This is a genomic window from Acetobacter garciniae, from assembly GCF_017377735.1.
In the GTDB taxonomy this organism is placed as follows: Bacteria; Pseudomonadota; Alphaproteobacteria; order Acetobacterales; family Acetobacteraceae; genus Acetobacter; species Acetobacter garciniae.
Window position 1 is genome coordinate 374,625 of record NZ_JAFVMH010000002.1, and the last position, 17,201, is coordinate 391,825.

Annotated in this window: 12 protein-coding genes; 8 read left to right on the top strand and 4 right to left on the bottom strand. The window is 61.5% G+C overall.

Annotation, left to right across the window (positions count from 1 at the left end):
• Nucleotides 1-18: 18 nt before the first annotated feature.
• The 3 genes from J2D77_RS05560 to J2D77_RS05570 all read right to left on the bottom strand — a co-directional run bounded on the left by J2D77_RS05560 (nucleotide 19) and on the right by J2D77_RS05570 (nucleotide 4,320).
• Nucleotides 19-648 (bottom strand): HD-GYP domain-containing protein, encoded by a 630-nt coding sequence (locus tag J2D77_RS05560; protein ID WP_207845304.1) that lies wholly within the window; start codon nucleotides 646-648, stop codon nucleotides 19-21.
• A gap of 713 nt (nucleotides 649-1,361) precedes the next feature.
• On the bottom strand, nucleotides 1,362-3,185 hold the full coding sequence (locus J2D77_RS05565; protein ID WP_207845305.1) for a DUF4422 domain-containing protein: 1,824 nt from the start codon (nucleotides 3,183-3,185) through the stop codon (nucleotides 1,362-1,364).
• 166 nt (nucleotides 3,186-3,351) lie between these two features.
• Entirely contained in the window at nucleotides 3,352-4,320 is a 969-nt protein-coding gene (locus J2D77_RS05570; RefSeq protein ID WP_207845306.1) for a LysR family transcriptional regulator, read from the bottom strand.
• Between the two features lie 82 nt (nucleotides 4,321-4,402).
• Here J2D77_RS05570 and J2D77_RS05575 point away from each other — a divergent pair, with 82 nt between their 5' ends.
• The 7 genes from J2D77_RS05575 (at nucleotide 4,403) to J2D77_RS05605 (ending at nucleotide 12,966) form a co-directional block, all read left to right on the top strand.
• Complete coding sequence (locus tag J2D77_RS05575; RefSeq protein WP_207845307.1) at nucleotides 4,403-5,662, top strand: sarcosine oxidase subunit beta family protein; 1,260 nt, start codon at nucleotides 4,403-4,405, stop codon at nucleotides 5,660-5,662.
• A 7-nt stretch (nucleotides 5,663-5,669) separates the two neighbouring features.
• Complete coding sequence (locus J2D77_RS05580) at nucleotides 5,670-5,963, top strand: sarcosine oxidase subunit delta (RefSeq protein ID WP_207845308.1); 294 nt, start codon at nucleotides 5,670-5,672, stop codon at nucleotides 5,961-5,963.
• Nucleotides 5,960-8,983: a sarcosine oxidase subunit alpha family protein gene (locus tag J2D77_RS05585; RefSeq protein WP_207845309.1), complete on the top strand. Its 3,024-nt coding sequence runs from the start codon at nucleotides 5,960-5,962 to the stop codon at nucleotides 8,981-8,983. The genes J2D77_RS05580 and J2D77_RS05585 overlap by 4 nt, the downstream gene beginning before the upstream one ends.
• Nucleotides 8,976-9,584 (top strand): sarcosine oxidase subunit gamma, encoded by a 609-nt coding sequence (locus J2D77_RS05590; protein WP_207845310.1) that lies wholly within the window; start codon nucleotides 8,976-8,978, stop codon nucleotides 9,582-9,584. Before J2D77_RS05585 ends, J2D77_RS05590 begins: the two co-directional genes overlap by 8 nt.
• A 17-nt stretch (nucleotides 9,585-9,601) precedes the next feature.
• Nucleotides 9,602-10,480, top strand: a complete 879-nt coding sequence (purU, locus tag J2D77_RS05595) for a formyltetrahydrofolate deformylase (RefSeq protein WP_207845311.1) — start codon at nucleotides 9,602-9,604, stop codon at nucleotides 10,478-10,480.
• A gap of 19 nt (nucleotides 10,481-10,499) precedes the next feature.
• Entirely contained in the window at nucleotides 10,500-11,408 is a 909-nt protein-coding gene (locus J2D77_RS05600; RefSeq protein WP_207845312.1) for a bifunctional 5,10-methylenetetrahydrofolate dehydrogenase/5,10-methenyltetrahydrofolate cyclohydrolase, read from the top strand.
• Between the two features lie 202 nt (nucleotides 11,409-11,610).
• Nucleotides 11,611-12,966 (top strand): ammonium transporter, encoded by a 1,356-nt coding sequence (locus J2D77_RS05605; RefSeq protein ID WP_207845313.1) that lies wholly within the window; start codon nucleotides 11,611-11,613, stop codon nucleotides 12,964-12,966.
• 72 nt (nucleotides 12,967-13,038) lie between these two features.
• Here the strand turns inward: J2D77_RS05605 and flhA are convergent, their stop codons facing one another.
• Nucleotides 13,039-15,168, bottom strand: coding sequence for a flagellar biosynthesis protein FlhA (gene flhA, locus J2D77_RS05610; protein ID WP_207845657.1), 2,130 nt, complete (start codon nucleotides 15,166-15,168; stop codon nucleotides 13,039-13,041).
• Between the two features lie 338 nt (nucleotides 15,169-15,506).
• On the opposite strand from flhA, the gene J2D77_RS05615 reads away from it, so the two are divergent.
• Nucleotides 15,507-17,081 (top strand): tetratricopeptide repeat protein, encoded by a 1,575-nt coding sequence (locus tag J2D77_RS05615; RefSeq protein ID WP_230975535.1) that lies wholly within the window; start codon nucleotides 15,507-15,509, stop codon nucleotides 17,079-17,081.
• The last annotated feature ends 120 nt before the right edge of the window (nucleotides 17,082-17,201 follow it).

The following is a 17,201-nucleotide window of genomic DNA, read 5'->3' on the forward strand; positions in this document are numbered from 1 at the left end:
CGGCCCCGATAGGGCCGCCTAATGCGCGAATTTGCAGTTTTTGACCGGTTCGAGAACTTTGTCGAGATGGTCGATGCAGACTTTCGCCAGGTCGGGGTCGTAGATCTTGCCGGTTTCATGCTTTAGAAACGTCTGGACAAAGTCAGGCTTCCACGGCGCCTTGTAGTCCCGGCGGGATGCAATGGCGTCAATCGTATCGGCCAATGTGACGATCCGAACCAGAAGCGGGATATTTTCCCCCTTCAGGCCGAACGGGTAGCCCGTGCCGTCCCACCGTTCGTGGTGCATCAGCATCGCATCCCGAATTTCCTCGCAGAATTCGTGATTATACCATTGCGTTATGGCAAGCCCCAGCAACGGGTGTTTCTGGACGGTTTTTCTTTCCTCCGCGGTCAGGCTTCGCGGGGCTTGCAGGATTTCGTTCGGGATCAGGATTTTCCCCGCATCATGCATTTTACCGGCCATTTTCAGCTTATCCCGGTCGATGGACGTAATGCCCGCCAGATCGGCAATAATGCCCACAATCTCGCCGACCCGGAAACCATGGCCCCGATCTACACTGGCGACACCATGAATGAAGGTATCGAGCGGTAAATCCTTGGGAGGGAGTGTTTTTTCATTCCATTCCGGGTTTTCGTTGTCTGGCATAATCAAATCCTCCAAACACCCTTTTTAGAGATAAAATTTATGCCCGTAACGTATATTTCGCACGATTTTATACACGGATAACAAAAATTTTTACCCACACCCGTCTTGTCGAGAGCGCTCATTTCTGCGGCCCTCCTGCAGTCTCATTTACTGAGTCGGAAACTAAGGGAGTGTCCGGACGCCGGTAAATGATCTTGGTCAACTGGTTGGGCAGAAATGACCTGTCATACCATCATGGGAGATATAAGAGATCTGCACGCTCCCAGAGATGGACAAACCCGTTGCATTGGCAATGCATAACAGGCCCATCTGGCCGAAAAATCGTTCGGATGCACGGAATTGTCTTGGCAGGAAAGGCCACGGTAACGCCAGCGGGCCAAGGGGAAATGGCCAGTCACGATCGAGCATGGCTTGCGGCAAGTCTGGGGGGAGCGCTGTCGCCCCAGCACTGGGCCGGGGTGATGGGTACCGGGTGGAGGTCCGGACGATCTGTTTTTGTAGTAACTCATTGATAAATAATAAAATTTTATGGGGTGGTGCCTTTTTTGCAAAAGTGACGTTTTCTGACGCTTTTTAAAAAAGTTTCACCCAAAACTTTCCAATATTTCGTGGCCGGGCTTTTGAAACAGTCTGATCCTCCCTGGTGATGCAGGGCAGGATCAGTAGCGTTTCAGATGGAAAAGGTCTGCTCAGGGGCAGATATCGGTCCTGGTTTACCTCTTGATGAGTTTCAACAGTTGAACCGCCATCTTCTTGGGAATTTTCACGTTGATCCGATCGGAGTTGATATAAAGCATCTTCTCGTCAGTGCGGAGTTTGATTGTCGTGTTGCTTTTCGAGATTTTTTCGTAAAACGAGATCGGTCCCGTATCCGCCTTTTCCCTATAAAACCAGTACAGTAGTTTCAGGGGGTGGGTGCAGGAAAATTTCCAGGGTTTTCTGCTATCCGTAAAATGCACGATCTGCGGGTTTTCACGGGCATCCTGTTCCGCCTGCGGGGAATAGGCGTGATCCAGATCGTTCGCCGTGTAAATGCGGGAGTTCGTGTTCCAGTTCAAGGGCAGGATATGAAGGTCGTCCTTGTAGGCGATATTGATGATATCCTGATCCTGCAAGGTGATGAGCGGTTGGTTCTTGTAAAAAACCTCAGAGTAATAAAAAGAGAGGTTTGAATATTTCTCAACGGCTTTCTGGATATCAAAGAGCAATATGCCGGCATTGACGTAGGTATTATTGGCCTTGTTGCCAAAAAGACGACGCGATTGCAGCACACCCCCTTCATCCAGGCAGCCGCCGACTATTTTTCCGCCAAGATCGATATTCCACAATTTTGTTATATCGTCACAGATGATGATATCGGAATCAAGGTAGATCACACGGCTGACGGATGCGGGAAAAAGATCCTGCATGACCAGTCTGTAATAGGTGTTGATACTGATATAGCCCCTGTTCAGAGGGAATTTTTCTATAAAAGTATTTTCCGCAAGATAGAACGAGAAATTTGTTCTTCCTTGATAGGTGTTTTTGAACTGATGGATCTTGTCCTGGGAAAGACGCGCGTCATGAATAATATGGAAATATATGCTGTTGCCATTGCGCGTATGGGCCAAAAGAGATTCTATCGTGGCCTGCGCATGATTGGCATAGCGGTCATCGAAGGACATGACGATATTGATGGCACCCCCAAAGGAAATAGCATTTTCCTGTGGCGTCTTTTTGATAATACGGCTTGAAAGGGAGGCATAATCAAAAACCGGGTCTTTTTCGCCGACATAGACCATCGGGGCGTGATGAATTTTGAGCGTCTTGTCCCTGGATTTCAGATGTTCAAAAAAAACATTCGTGAGCCGCTCCGCCAGGAAGCCGAAAATTCTTTTTTGATATGGATCGTAGGGAGAAATATCAATGCGTCTTTCAACCTCTTCCAGAACGGAGAAAAGGAAAGAGCAATAGTCCTCAAAAATATCGCGGCGCATAATGGCAATATTGCCAAAAAAGCATTGATGCGCATAAATCGAATGGAGGGAATCAATATAATAGTCTGGAAATTGCTCTTCGATAATAGACATCATCGTGTCTATATCTTTTTTGTAGTGTTCATTGCAGTAATGGTCATACGATGACTGAATTCTGTGCGGCAGCCCAGGCGGATGAATGTTGTAAAGGGGAGAGGTGACGACGGAATAGGTCTGGAACAATGCGGCCAGCCCGTCATGGGTCCACCTGTTCCGTTTTGTGTCTTGCGGATCGATGCCGTGAATGACCTCATCGCGATGAATGTCCGGATTGAAGGACACGTACCGCCTGTAATGCATCAGCCCGACATAGTCATGGGACGTGTTCTTCCAGATCCAGTAAAGGGCTGTCAGTTCACACCATTCTTTGTTCTTGTCAGAAATATTGTCTTCGGTATCGTCCCCGATCATTCCCGGCAGATAGGTCTTGGCAAGACTGCGTCCGACCTGAATAGGCTCGAACACCTCGTTTTTGAGTGTTGACCATGGTTTGTGGTGGCAGACATAAACTTTAATATCCATGGGAGACGTCCTGAGCCGATTTATTTTCTAAGTTGTTGTCTTCTCTAGCGTTGCTTTGAAATTTCTCCAAGCCATGAATGGCCTTTCTGCATAGGGGGAAGGCAATTTCCCCCTGCGCGCTTGTTCCGCGTCGGGGTGGTGTCGCGGCGGTGCAAACGCCCGCTCATCAGGACAGGACCCGCATCTGCTGCACAAAGGCAGGGAAAAGCTCTTCCAGGGTCTTCAGCACGGTCTGTGTCAGGCATTCGCGCAGGAAAAGCGTGAAGTCGAGCGGAAAGCGCCCGAATTCGCGGCGGCGTACCACCAGGGTCAGGCGGCGCACAAAGTGCCCTGTGGGCAAGGGGTGGCATGTCAGGCCGCAGCCTTCGGCAAAGCCGGCTTCGTACAGGCAGAGCGGGGTGGTAATGGCAATGCCACCGGCCTGGCAGGCCGCGAACACGTCATAGGGCAGATCGAATTCCTGCTGGAACGGCACGTCTATTTTCAGGCGGCGCAGGAAGCGTTCGATATCCGCCCCCGTGCGCGAGCGCTGCGAAAAACGGACAAAGGGCCGGCTGCCCAGGCAGGCGCCAAGCTCCTGCGCTGTTCGGGGTGGGGGCATGTCGGGCGGGCAGAGCAGCAGATAGGGTTCCTCGAACAGGGGCCAGCGCTCAAGCCCTGCCACGTCCTCCATGTCGTCCACCCCGATCACGAAGTCGATCTGGCGTGTCAGCAGGGCGGTGGCGTGTGTTTCCGTCAGCCCCGCATGCATGATCAGCCGGCCCACGCGCCCGTACATATAGCGTGAAATATGCGCGGACATGGCGCGGGAGAGCGAATCGACAACCCCCATGCGCAGTTGCGGCACATGGCCCAGCCGTATTTCCTGGATGTTGGTGGCGATATGCCGCACTTCCGCCAGCAGGGTGGTGGCGTACTGGCGCAGGACCGTGCCTGCCGCCGTCAGGGCCAGGGGGCGCACGTTGCGGTCGAACAGGGTTGCCCCCAGGCGGCTTTCCAGCTCGGCGATGCTCTGCGATATGGCGGGTTGCGTCACCTTGAGCACGCGTGCCGCCGCTGCCATGCTGCCATTGTCGCATACGGCCAGGAAAACGCTGAGCGATGAAAGCTCGAAGGGTAGGTCCACGATTGCCATGGGCCTATTATAAGAAAAATTTATTGTGTCTCAAGCCGGATCGGTCCCTAGATGGGGATCAGGATTACAGAGCGGATTAACCATGCCAACCGATCGTTACTCCCTTTTCTCGCTTCTGCGCGAAGGCCTGCGTGGCAATACGGGCTGGAAGGCTGCGTGGCGCAAGGCCGCCCCGGCCCCCGCCTATGATTACGTGATTGTCGGTGGGGGTGGCCACGGGCTGGCGACTGCCTATTACCTGGCACGGCGTTATGGCGGGCTGCGGATCGCCGTGGTGGAAAAGGGCTGGATCGGCGGGGGCAATGTCGGGCGCAACACCACCATTGTCCGCTCCAACTACCTGCTGCCCGGGAACGAGCCGTTTTACGAATGTTCCATGAAACTGTGGGAAGGGCTGGAACAGGATATCAACTACAACGCCATGGTCAGCCAGCGTGGCGTGCTGAACCTGTTTCATAACGATGCCCAGCGCAACGCCTATATCCGGCGCGGCAATGGCATGCGCCTGCACGGTGTGGATGCCGAACTGCTGGACGCCACGGCAGTGCGTGAAAAACTGCCGTTCCTGAACTTCGATGACGCACGCTTTCCCATTCGCGGCGGGTTGCTGCAACCGCGTGGCGGCACGGTCCGGCATGATGCCGTGGCCTGGGGCTATGCCCGCGCCGCCGACCGGCTGGGGGTGGATATTATCGAGAATTGCGAGGTCACGGGGATCCGTATCGAGCGTGGCCGGGCCGTGGGGGTTGAAACGTCGCGCGGGTTTGTGGGCGCGGGCAAGGTCGGCCTGGCCTGTGCCGGCAATTCCTCACGCGTGGCGGCCATGGCCGGGCTGCGCCTGCCCATTGAAAGCCACGTGTTGCAGGCTTTCGTCAGCGAAGGGCTCAAGCCGTTCATCGACTGTGTCGTCACCTTTGGCGCGGGGCATTTCTATATCAGCCAGTCCGACAAGGGCGGGCTTGTGTTCGGCGGCGATATCGACGGCTACAATTCCTACGCGCAGCGCGGCAATCTGCCCGTGATCGAGGATGTGTGCGAAGGCGGCATGGCGCTGATGCCGCGTATCGGCCGTGTGCGCCTGCTGCGCCACTGGGGCGGGCTGATGGACATGTCCATGGATGGCAGCCCCATTATCGACCGTACCCCGGTGGACGGGCTGTACCTGAACGCGGGCTGGTGTTACGGCGGGTTCAAGGCCACACCGGCTTCGGGCCTGTGTTTCGCGCATCTTCTCGCCCGGGACGAACCCCACCCCGTGGCCACCGCCTACCGGCTGGACCGCTTTGCCCGCGGTGCGGTGATTGATGAAAAAGGCATGGGCGCACAGCCCAACCTGCATTGAGGTTTCCATGCGTCTGACCTGTCCCTTCTGCGGTTCCCGCGGGCTTGAGGAATTCACATACCGGGGCGATGCTCTGGTGCGCCGCCCGGCTGCCGATACCTCTCTCCAGACCGATGCCCAGGCCTGGACCGACTATGTCTACCTGCGCGACAATCCGGCGGGTTTGCACAGCGAACTCTGGTACCACGGGGTGGGCTGCCGGTCCTGGCTGGTGGTCACGCGCGATACGCGCACCCACCGGGTGGATGACGTGCGTGCGGCAAGTGCTGTCGCGGCCGAGCGTTCGGGTGGCGCGGCATGAGCGGCGCAGCCTCACATCCCAAGGCGGGCGCCCAGCCCATGCGCGTGGCCAATGGTAACGCGGTGGATACCAGCCGCACGCTGCACTTTACCTTCGATGGCCGCAGGCTGAGCGGGCATCCGGGCGATACATTGGCTTCGGCCCTGCTGGCGCATGGTATTCACCTGGCCGGACGGTCGTTCAAATACCATCGCCCGCGCGGTATTCTCTCGGCCGGGCCGGAGGAACCAAACGCCCTGGTGGAACTGCGCGATGGGGCCCGGCGCGAACCCAATACACGCGCCACGGTGGCCGAACTGTTCGACGGGCTGGTGGCGCGTAGCCAGAACCGCTGGCCCAGCCTGGCGTTCGACGCGCTTGGCATGAACGGCCTGCTGTCTTCCGTGCTGGGGGCGGGGTTCTACTACAAGACCTTCATGTGGCCTGCCTCCTTCTGGGAAAAAGTGTACGAACCCGCCATTCGCCGCGCGGCAGGGCTGGGCCGTGCGGCGGATGAGGCCGATCCAGACCATTACGAAAAAGCCACGACATTTTGCGATGTGCTGGTAGTGGGCAGCGGCCCGGCCGGGCTGGCGGCAGCGCTGGCGGCGGGGCGTGCGGGGGCACGGGTCATCCTGTGCGAGGAAGACAGCCTGCCGGGCGGTCGCCTGCGTGCCGAACACATGACGCTGGACGGTGCCCCGGCGGCCGACTGGGTGGCCAAGGCCTGTCAGGCGCTGGCTGCCATGCCCGAGGTCACGGTGATGACGCGGGCCTGCGTATTCGGCACCTATGACGGCGGCACCTATGGCGTGCTCGAACGTGTGGCCGACCACAAGCCCGTTCCCGCCGAAGGCGAGGCGCGTCAACGGCTGTGGCGCATTGTGGCGCGCCGCTGCGTGGTGGCCACGGGGGCCATCGAACGGCCTGTGGTGTTCCCCAATAATGACCGGCCGGGCGTGATGCTGGCCGGGGCGGTACGTACTTATGTGAACCGTTTTGGCGTGGCACCGGGTCGTCGGGCCGTGGTCTATACCTGCAATGATGACGGGCTGCGCACGGCACGGGACCTGGCCCGCGTGGGGGTGAAGGTCGCAGCCATCGTCGACTCCCGGCCCGAAGGCACGGGGGCCGGGGCCCAGGTTGCGCGCGATTGTGGCGCGCCGTTCTTTGCCGGGGCATCCCTTGCCGATGTGTATGGCAGCAAGGGTGTGAAATCGGTGCTGGTGCGCGATCATGCGGGGCAGGCGCATAATATTGCATGCGATCTGGTGGCCATGTCGGGCGGCTGGTCGCCCAATATCGCGCTTACCACGCATCAGGGCGCGCGGCCCGACTACCGGGAGGACATATGCGCCTTCGTGCCCAGCGCGCTGCCGCCGGGCATGGTCGTGGTCGGCGCGGCGGCCGGCGTGTTCGACACGGCCGAGGCGTTGGGCCAGGGTGCGCAGGCCGGGCAGGCGGCTGCAGCCCTATGCGGGTTCGAGACCGCGTTGCCCGACCTGCCCCGGGCCGAACCCGCCTCTTACGGGATTCAGGCCCTGTTCCATGCGCTCAAGGGTGTGGCCGCGGCCAAGAAGGGCAAGGCGTTCGTCGATTTCCAGAACGATGTGACCGCCAGGGATATCGGCCTTGCCGCGCACGAAGGCTTTGTCTCGGTCGAGCATCTCAAGCGCTACACCACGCTTGGCATGGCGACAGATCAGGGCAAGACCTCCAACGTGAACGCCCTGGCCCTGCTGGCGGAAGTGAGTGAGCGCAGCATTGCGCAGACCGGCACGACACTGATCCGCCCGCCCACGCAGCCCGTGGCCATTGGCGCGCTGGCCGGTGCGCATCGCGGCCCCCATTTCAAGCCCGAACGGCTGCCCCCCACGCATCAATGGGCGATGGCGCAGGGGGCGGTGTTCACGGCGAACGGGTTGTGGCAGCGCGCGCAATGGTACCCCCGCGCGGGTGAGCAGACCTGGCAGGAAACAGTCAATCGCGAGGTGCGCACAGTGCGCGAGGCCGTGGGCTTTTGCGACGTGACCACCCTGGGCAAGATCGACATCCAGGGCCCGGACGCCGCGGAATTTCTCGAACGCGTTTATGTCAACGCCTGGAAGAAACTGCCCGTGGGCCGCGCCCGCTACGGGTTGATGCTGCGTGAAGACGGTTTCGCCTATGATGACGGCACCACCGCGCGGCTGGGCGAGAACCATTACGTCATGACCACCACCACGGCCAATGCGGGCGGGGTCATGGCGCATCTGGAATTCTGCCACCAGTGGCTCTGGCCCGAAATGGACGTGCAGTTCATTTCCGTCACCGATGAATGGGCGCAGATCGCCGTGGCCGGCCCGAAATCGCGCGATGTGCTGCGCCAGATCGTGGACCCCGAATACGACCTGTCGAACGAGGCATTCGGCTACATGGCGGCGCGGTCCGTCACGGTGTGCGGCGGGCAGGAGGCGCGGCTGTTCCGGCTCTCGTTCTCCGGCGAACTGGCGTATGAACTGGCCGTGCCTGCGCGGTACGGCGCGGCATTGGCCGAGCGGCTGATGCAGATGGGCGCACCCTACGGCATCGCCCCGTACGGGACCGAGGCGCTGGGTGTGCTGCGCATTGAAAAAGGCCACCCCGCCGGGCCGGAACTCAACGGCCAGACCACGGCTCACGACCTGGGCATGGGGCGGATGCTGTCCACCAGAAAGGACTTTATCGGCCGTGTCATGGCGCAGCGTCCGGCGCTGACGGACCCGGCGCGGCCCACGCTGGTGGGGCTGCAACCCCTGTGCGCGACCGACACGCTGGCCGCAGGGGCCCATCTGCTGCCCCAGGGCGCGCTGGCGACTGCCGCAGCCGACCAGGGATGGATTTCCTCCGCCGCGTGGTCGCCCACCGTCGGGTCGTGGATCGCCCTTGGCTTCCTGGCCAATGGCGCCACCCGGCTGGGCGAGGTGGTGGCCGTGCATAATCCGCTTGCGGGTACGGTTGTGAATGCGCGTGTCGTATCCCCTGTTTTTGTCGATCCCGAGGGAGAGCGTCTGCATGGCTGACAAGCTTCATGCCACGGCACCCATTGGCGCCGAGGCTATCAGTGCCAACGGGCTGCGGCTTGCCCTGGCCCCCCTGGCCGAGGCCGCAAGCCTTGGCGCGTTCGCGGGTTCCGGCCGGGCCGAACTGCTGGCATGCGTGCGTGCCGAATTCGGGGTGGACCTGCCCCAGACCCCAAAGGCCGTGACGACGGCAGACGGGCTTGTCACCTTCCTGTGGTGCGGGCCGTCGCAATGGCTTGCACTGGCTCCGGCGGAGGCGTCCGGGCCATCCGGGGCAAGTTCGGGCGGGCAGGGGCTTATGGCGCGGCTGCGGGCGTCATGCGGGGCGGTCTGTGCGCTAAGCGCGCAGGGCGACAGCCGGACCGCCCTGCGCCTGTCGGGGCCGGGCACGCGGGCCGTCCTGTCCCGTCTTGTGCCGGTGGACCTGCATCCGCGCGCCTTCAGGGCGGGCGATGTCGCATTGACGCTGGCCGGGCATATCCCCGTTATCGTGCGGCATCTGGACGATCAGCCCGAAGCCTGCGAACTGCTGGTGTTTCGCAGCTTTGCCGCGAGCCTGTTCCATGATCTGCATGTCGCCATGACTGGCCATACATCTTAAAAATCGGATTTCATCGCATGACGACACTCTCCCCTACCGCAAAGGGCTATATTCTTACACTGAGCTGCCCCAACCGCCCCGGTATCGTGGCAGCACTCAGCCAGCCGCTGTACAATGCCGGTGCGAACATTACCGAAGCCCAGCAATATGACGACATGGGAAGCGGCAGCTTTTTCATGCGCATCATGTTCGATATCGTCAAAGGTCAGACGAGCGAGGCCGACATACGCGCGCTGGTGGACAAGGTGGCGGCGGATTTCAGCATGGAGTACCGGCTGAACTGCCAGTCCTACCGGCCCAAGGTCATTATCATGGTCTCCAAGTTCGACCATTGCCTGATGGACCTGCTGTACCGCTGGCGGATCGGCGAACTGCCCATAGACCCGGTCGGCATTATCGCGAACCATCCTCTTGAAACCTACAAGGATATCGACTTCTACGGCATTCCCTTCTATTACCTGCCCATCACCAGGGAAACCAAGGCCCAGCAGGAAGCGCGTATTCTCGAAGTGGTACAGGCCAGCAAGGCGGACCTGGTGGTGCTGGCGCGCTACATGCAGATCCTCTCCAACGACATGGCGGCGGCGCTTTCGGGGCGGTGCATCAACATCCACCACTCCTTCCTGCCCGGCTTCAAGGGCGCGCGGCCCTACCACCAGGCTTATGACCGGGGCGTGAAACTGATCGGTGCCACGGCCCATTATGTCACCCGCGACCTGGATGAAGGCCCGATCATCGAGCAGGATGTGGAGCGGATTTCCCATGCCGACAGCCCCGAAGACCTGATCCGCAAGGGGCGTGACATCGAACGCCGCGTGCTGTCCCGGGCCGTGCGCTACCATGTTGAAATGCGCACGATCCTCAACGGCAGCAAGACCATCGTTTTCGTCTCCTGAGAGCGAAGGATCCTTCTTCATGCTGCCAGATGACAAGTCGGCCGATACCACGCTGCCCCCTACCCGGTTGATAGACGGCAAGGCCTTCGCCCAGCGCCTGCGCCATGACCTGCGCGAACAGGCACTGGCCCTGCACGCGCAGGCGGGCGTTCTGCCCACCCTGGCGGTGGTCATGGTGGGGGATGATCCGGCCAGCGGCGTTTACGTGCGCAGCAAGATCCGCGCCACCGAACAGGCCGGCATGCGCTCGGTGTCGCACCACCTGCCGGGCCACACGTCCGAAGCCGAATTGCTGGGCCTGATCGCGACCTTGAACGCCAATCCCCTGGTGCATGGCATTCTGGTCCAGTTGCCCCTGCCCCCCCAGATCCGGCGTGACGCGGTGCTGGACGGAATAGCCCCTGAAAAGGACGTGGATGGTTTTCATGTCGTCAATGCCGGGCGGCTGGCGGTGGGGCGGCGTGACGGGTTCATTCCCTGCACGCCCATGGGTTGCCTGATGCTGCTCAAATCCGTGCGGCCGGTGCTGGCGGGGTTGCAGGCGGTGGTGATCGGCTGTTCCAATATCGTGGGGCGTCCCATGGCGCGCCTGCTCCAGCAGGAAGGCTGCACCGTCACCATGACCCACCTGCGCACGCGTGACGTGGCGGCGGAGGCCCGGCGGGCGGATATTATCGTGGTGGCGGCAGGCCGGGCGGGGCTGGTGCGGGGCGACTGGGTCAAGCCCGGTGCGATCGTGATCGATGTCGGCATCAACCGCGTGGAAACACCCGATGGCGCGCGTATCGTAGGAGATGTCGCGTTTGACGAGGCCTGTCCCCACGCGGGGGCCATCACCCCCGTGCCCGGCGGGGTCGGCCCCATGACAATCGCCTGCCTGCTGCAAAATACGCTGCAAGCCGCGCGGAATACCGTCTCCGCCCCGTAGGGTGTCCATCCGCCATCGGCCCATGTCTTGTCCCCCGGGGCGGTGTTTGTCTTCCACTTTGCACAAACCAACGTACCATCGGCGGGGTGAGCCGCGTTCCGCAAGCGGGTAGGCATCATGCACGGACTGGGGGCGTATCTCTTGCGTTTCGCGAATCTGATTGTCGTGTATTCTGGCTCCGAAACGAAATGGGAAAAGCTGGATGTCAGGACGAAAGACCACCCTCCTGTTGCCCGTGGCGGCAGTCTTGCCCGCACTGTTCGCCCCGGCCCCGGCTTTCGCGCAGGCTCCCGCACCCCCGGCCGCCTACGGGCTGGCTGATACCGCCTATATCGCGACATGCTGCCTGTTCGTGATGCTGATGATGCTGCCGGGCCTGGCGCTGTTTTATGGCGGCATGGCGCGCAGCAAGAACGTGCTGTCGGTGCTGACCCAGGTTTTCGCGGGGTCCTGCCTGGTTATCCTGCTGTGGACCGTTATCGGCTATTCCCTCACCTTCAGCGTGGGGCCGTACCAGCCGGTCATTGGCGGGCTGCATAAAATCCTGCTCCATGGGGTTACGCCGCAGGATGCAGTCGGCGTGTTGCCCGAATATCTGTACTATCTCTTCATGGCGCTGTTCGCGGCCATTACCCCGCCCATTATCGTTGGCGCGTTTGCCGAACGCATGCGGTTTGCCGCGGTGCTGGTCTTTCTGGGCGTGTGGTTCCTGATCGACTACGTGCCCATGGCCCATATGGCGTGGGGTGGCGGCTGGGTGGCCGACTGGGGTGCGCAGGACTTCGCGGGTGGGAATGTCGTGCACATGAATGCGGGCGTTGCGGCCCTTGTGGCCTCGATCATGATCGGTCGGCGTCGTGGGCTGGGCACCGTCGTCATGGCCCCGCATGACATGACCATGACCTATGCCGGCGGCTGCATGCTGTTTGTCGGGTGGCTGGCCTTTTGCGGCGGCTGCGATTACGCCGTGAGCGGGCATGCCATCGAACTGGTGGTCAACACCATGCTGGGGGGCGTGGGCGGTGCATTGGGGTGGATGGCCATGGAATGGCTGCATCGCGGGCGGCCCAGCACGTTCGGCATTGTTTCGGGCGCTGTGGCCGGGCTGGTGGGCATTACCCCGGCCTGCGGTTTTGTCAGCCCCGCAGGCTCCATCGCGGTGGGTGTTCTGACAAGCGGGGCCTGTATCTGGGCTGTGGATACGCTCAAGCTCAAATTCGGCTATGACGACGCGTTCGACGTTTTCGGCATTCATGGCGTGGGGGCCATCGCAGGGGGGCTCCTGACGACCGTGTTCGCCTGGCCGGTGCTTGGGGGCGTGGGGTACGAACATGGCCGCACCCTGGTTTCGCAGATGGGCGTTCAGGTTTTCATCATGGGCTTCAGCATCGCGGTCTCGGCCGTTACCACCGTGATCGCCATGAAGGCCGCGGCCCTGACAGGGGGGCTGCGCGTGCCCGAGGATGTGGAGGAAACGGGCCTGGACCTGCCTTGCCACGGCGAAATGGCTTACCGCCTGAACGCCTTTGGCGGGGAAGACGAAACCCTGTTCGGCTGACGTTCCTTGAAGCTTTGAAAAAGCTTCACCAAAAACTTTTATTCCCTGAGCGGATATTGCGCGGGCAAGCGTTTAGGTAATGGTGGCGACCGTCTTGATCCGCGCGCGCGGATAGATCTCGGACTGGGCAAGCACGGATACGGCCGGGCGCACCCGTTCCACGATGGCGTACATGGAATCCCGCACCGGGGTGGAAACGACAACGACCGGCGTTTCCCCATTGGTGGAAACGGTATTGAACACGTCGCGCAGTTTCACCACAAACTGGTTCAGCATCGAGGGCGGCATGGCCAGGCGCCGTTCCTCTGCCGGCCCAGTCATATGCGAGATGAATTCCGATTCCCATTCCGCCGAAAGCGTAATCATGGGGATATAGCCCGCCGGGCCCACCAGCGCGTTGCAGATCTGGCGCGACAGGCGCACGCGCACATGGCCTGTCAGGGCGGGCACGCCGCGCAGCCCCAGGCCCGCGCCTTCCTGGATGCTTTCCAGAATGGTCGGCAGGTCGCGGATGGAAACCCGTTCGGCCAGCAGCGATTGCAGGATGCGCTGCACGGTGCTGAGCGTGACCTGCGAGGGGATCAGGTCGTTGACCAGTTTCTGCTGGTCGCGTGGCAGGTCGTCCAGCAGGGACTGGGTGGCCACATAGGTCAGCAGGTCGGGCAGGTTCTGGCGCACCAGTTCGCTCAGATGCGTGACAATGACACTGGCCGGGTCCACCACCGTGCATTTGAGGGCGATCGCCTTGGCCTTGAGCGAGGGGTCGATCCACACCGCAGGCAGGCCGAAGGCCGGTTCCGTGGTCTTGTCGCCCGGCAGGGGCGGGCCCATGCCGGCGGGGCTCATGGCCATCAGCCGTCCGGGCTTGACCTCGCCCGAGCCGATCTCGATTTCCTTGAGCTTGATGACATATTTGTCCGAAGGCAGGAGAATATTGTCCTGAATGCGCACCGGCGGGGTCACGAACCCCATTTCGGTGGCGACACTTCGCCGCAGCGCCTTGATCTGCTCGGTCAGTTGCGAATTCTCGCCACTGGTCAGGGGTAGCAGGCCAAAGCCCAGTTCCAGCCGCAGCAGGTCCAGCTTGAGCACATCGGCAATGGAAGGGGCGGCAGGCTGCGCGCTGACTGCCGTGACATCGCCATCCGCATCCTGGGTGGGGCTCTTGTGGCGCATCCACGCGCCAAAGCCTGCGGCCCCCGCGATCATCAGGAAGGGCATGGCGGGCAGGCCGGGCATAAGCGCGAAAAGGGCTGAAAGCGTTGCCGCCAGGGCCAGCGGCTTGGGGTTGCCACCCAACTGGCGCACCAGGGTTACGTCGGCCGAGCCGTCGGTGCCGCCCTTCGTCACCACGATACCCGCGGCGGTCGAGACCAGAAGTGCAGGGATTTGTGAGACCAGCCCGTCACCCACCGTCAGGGTGGTGAAGGTGTTGGCGGCTTCGCTGACCGGCATGCCGTGGCGCAGGACGCCGATGGCAAGGCCGCCCACGATATTGATGGCGGTGATGATGATACTGGCTATGGCATCGCCGCGCACGAACTTGGCCGCACCGTCCATGGCGCCGTAGAAGGTGCTTTCGTCCTCCAGGTCCTTGCGCTTCTGGCGGGCCGCGCGGTCGTTGATCGCCCCGGTCGAGAGATCGGAATCGATCGCCATCTGCTTGCCGGGCATGGAATCCAGGAAGAAGCGCGCCGCCACTTCGGCAATACGGCCCGACCCCTTGGTGATGACCATGAAGTTCACCACCAGCAGGATGCAGAACACGATCCCGCCGATCACGACATCGCCCCCCATCAGGAACCCGCCAAAGGCGGCCACGACATGACCGGCGGCGTAGGTCCCTTCGCTGCCATGGCTGAGAATGAGCCGTGTCGTCGCGATTTCGAGCGAGAGCCGCAACAGCGTGGTCAGCAGCAGCAGGGTGGGGAAGGAGGTAAAGTCGAGCGGGCGTTCGAGGAAAAGGGCCACCATCAGCACCAGCACGGAGGAGGTGATGGAAAGCGAAAGCCCCAGGTCCAGGATAAAGGTGGGCAGCGGAACGATCAGGATGGACAGCAGCAGCAGCACGCCAAGGGCCAGGCCCACGTCCGTTCCGGGAATGATGCTGCGCCATGAAAGGCTTTTCCACCCGCCTGCGCGCAGGGCCTCCGCCGAATGCGTAAGCGCCTGCGATGCGGATGAAAGCTTGCCTCGGGCCATTGCCGTGGTTTCAGCAAGCTTGCCGCCGCCCGACTTCTTGCCTGGTGTGCCTTCGGCAGTATCCAAGAACCACGCTTCCTTTCAGGTCATGCGTCTTCAGCTACACGGCCTTCCGGCATGCCGCCCGATCGTGAGAACCCTCTTTCCGACTGGGAAAATACTGGTATCCTAAGTGATGGGCAAGGTAAACAAGGCGGTCCGGCCATAAACAGCCATGACCGGCCTGGCTTGCGCACAGGCAGTGTGACATGCGTTCGGGCATGCTTCATGAACAGGCCATACAGGGTCCAGCGGGCGGATGCCCGCAGGGCGGGCAGCACAAACGCACGGGAAGCGGCATGCAGGACACACAGTTGCGCTCACTGGTTGGAACGGCGGGCAGCAAGCCCGATATCGCGGCACTGCGCAAGATCTTGCACGACGCCCCCACCGCAGCAAACATGGTGCTGATATGCCACCCCCTGCTTGAGGAGGGGAACGTGAACGACGCCCTGCGCCTGATGCTGGAGACGGTGTCGCGCAGGCTGGACGATGCGGAACTGAGCACGCTGGCGGCGGGGCTTTTGCTCAAATACACGGCCCTGCACGAGGTTATCGTGACCTTGCTGCGCAACGTGGTCGAACGCACGCCCGACAATGTGGAGGCCTGGAGCTGGCTTGCCGGAGCCCTGGTGGCGGATGAGAAAATTGCCGAAGGGCTGGGCATTTTTTCCGATCTCATCCAGCGGTACCCGCAGGACCGCGCCATGCTTTATGAGAACATATCGGCATCCCTGATCGATGCGGGCTACCTGGCCGAGGCCCTGCAGGTCCTGAGCGTATGCCTGGAGCAGGAAAAGCCGACGGTGACCCTGATGCTGAATCTGGGCAACACGTATTTCGGCCTTGGCATGTGCGAAAAGGCCATCGCGGCCTACGACAAAAGCCTTGAACTGATGCCCTATGACAATCCGGCGCGCCTGAGCCGGAGCTACGCCCTGCTCAAGGCCCGCCGCCTGGATGACGGTTGGGAGCATTACGTGCTGCGTTCGCCCCATGTCATGCACATGCCTGACTGGATTCTGGCTCTGCCCCGCCTGCGCCGTGGCAATGACGTGGCGGGCAAGAGGGTCCTGATCTATCAGGAACAGGGGCTGGGCGACACGATCCAGTTCATTCGCTCGGTCTCCTTCCTGCTCGAGCACGGGGCCAAGGTCACCGCTGCCGTTCCGGACAATCTCGTGCGGCTTATGGACATGTCCTTTCCCACGGTGGTTTCGCGCACGGCCGAGGACATTGCACCGACCGAGCGCTTTGACTACGGCCTGCCCATTCCCGACCTGCCCTATATCGCGGGCATCCGGTCCGAGGCCGATATTCCAGACCAGGTGCCCTACCTGCGGGTGGATCCGGGCGATATCGCGAAATTCGCCGCCATCCTTCCGCCCGCGCGGCCGCGGATCGGTCTGGTATGGGCGGGGGACAGGCGGATCCGCTCCCACGACGTGCTGATAGACCGGCGCCGCTCCACCACCCTGGCGGAGATGGCATCCGCCCTGACGCCGGTCGATGCGACGCTGGTCAATCTCCAGTTCGGTCCGCGCCGGGCCGATCTTCAGGAATGGCACGGCCAGCCCCTGTTCGATCCCATGGGGAGTGTGCGCGATATCGCGGATACGGCGGCCCTTATGGAAAGCCTCGACCTCATCATTTCCGTCGACACGTCCCCCGTGCATCTGGCCGGAGCGCTCGGGCGGCCTGTCTGGCTCGTCAACCGCCGGGATTCCTGCTGGCGCTGGGGGGAAGAAGGGGAAAGCACAGTCTGGTACCCCACCATGCGTATTTTCCGTTCGTGGGAAAAATCGTTCGGGCCGGTTCTCAAGGAAGTGGGCGACGCCTTGCAGCAATGGGTGGCGGCCTGGAAAAAGGACTGAGCCACGAGCCCGAAAAACCCTATGGGTCCGCCCGTCTTTCAGCCCGCGCGCGAACCGGGCCCGTGATCAGCCAGGCTGCGGGTGGAAGCGGCCCTGCCCGGTCCCGGCGGCAGGGGTTCC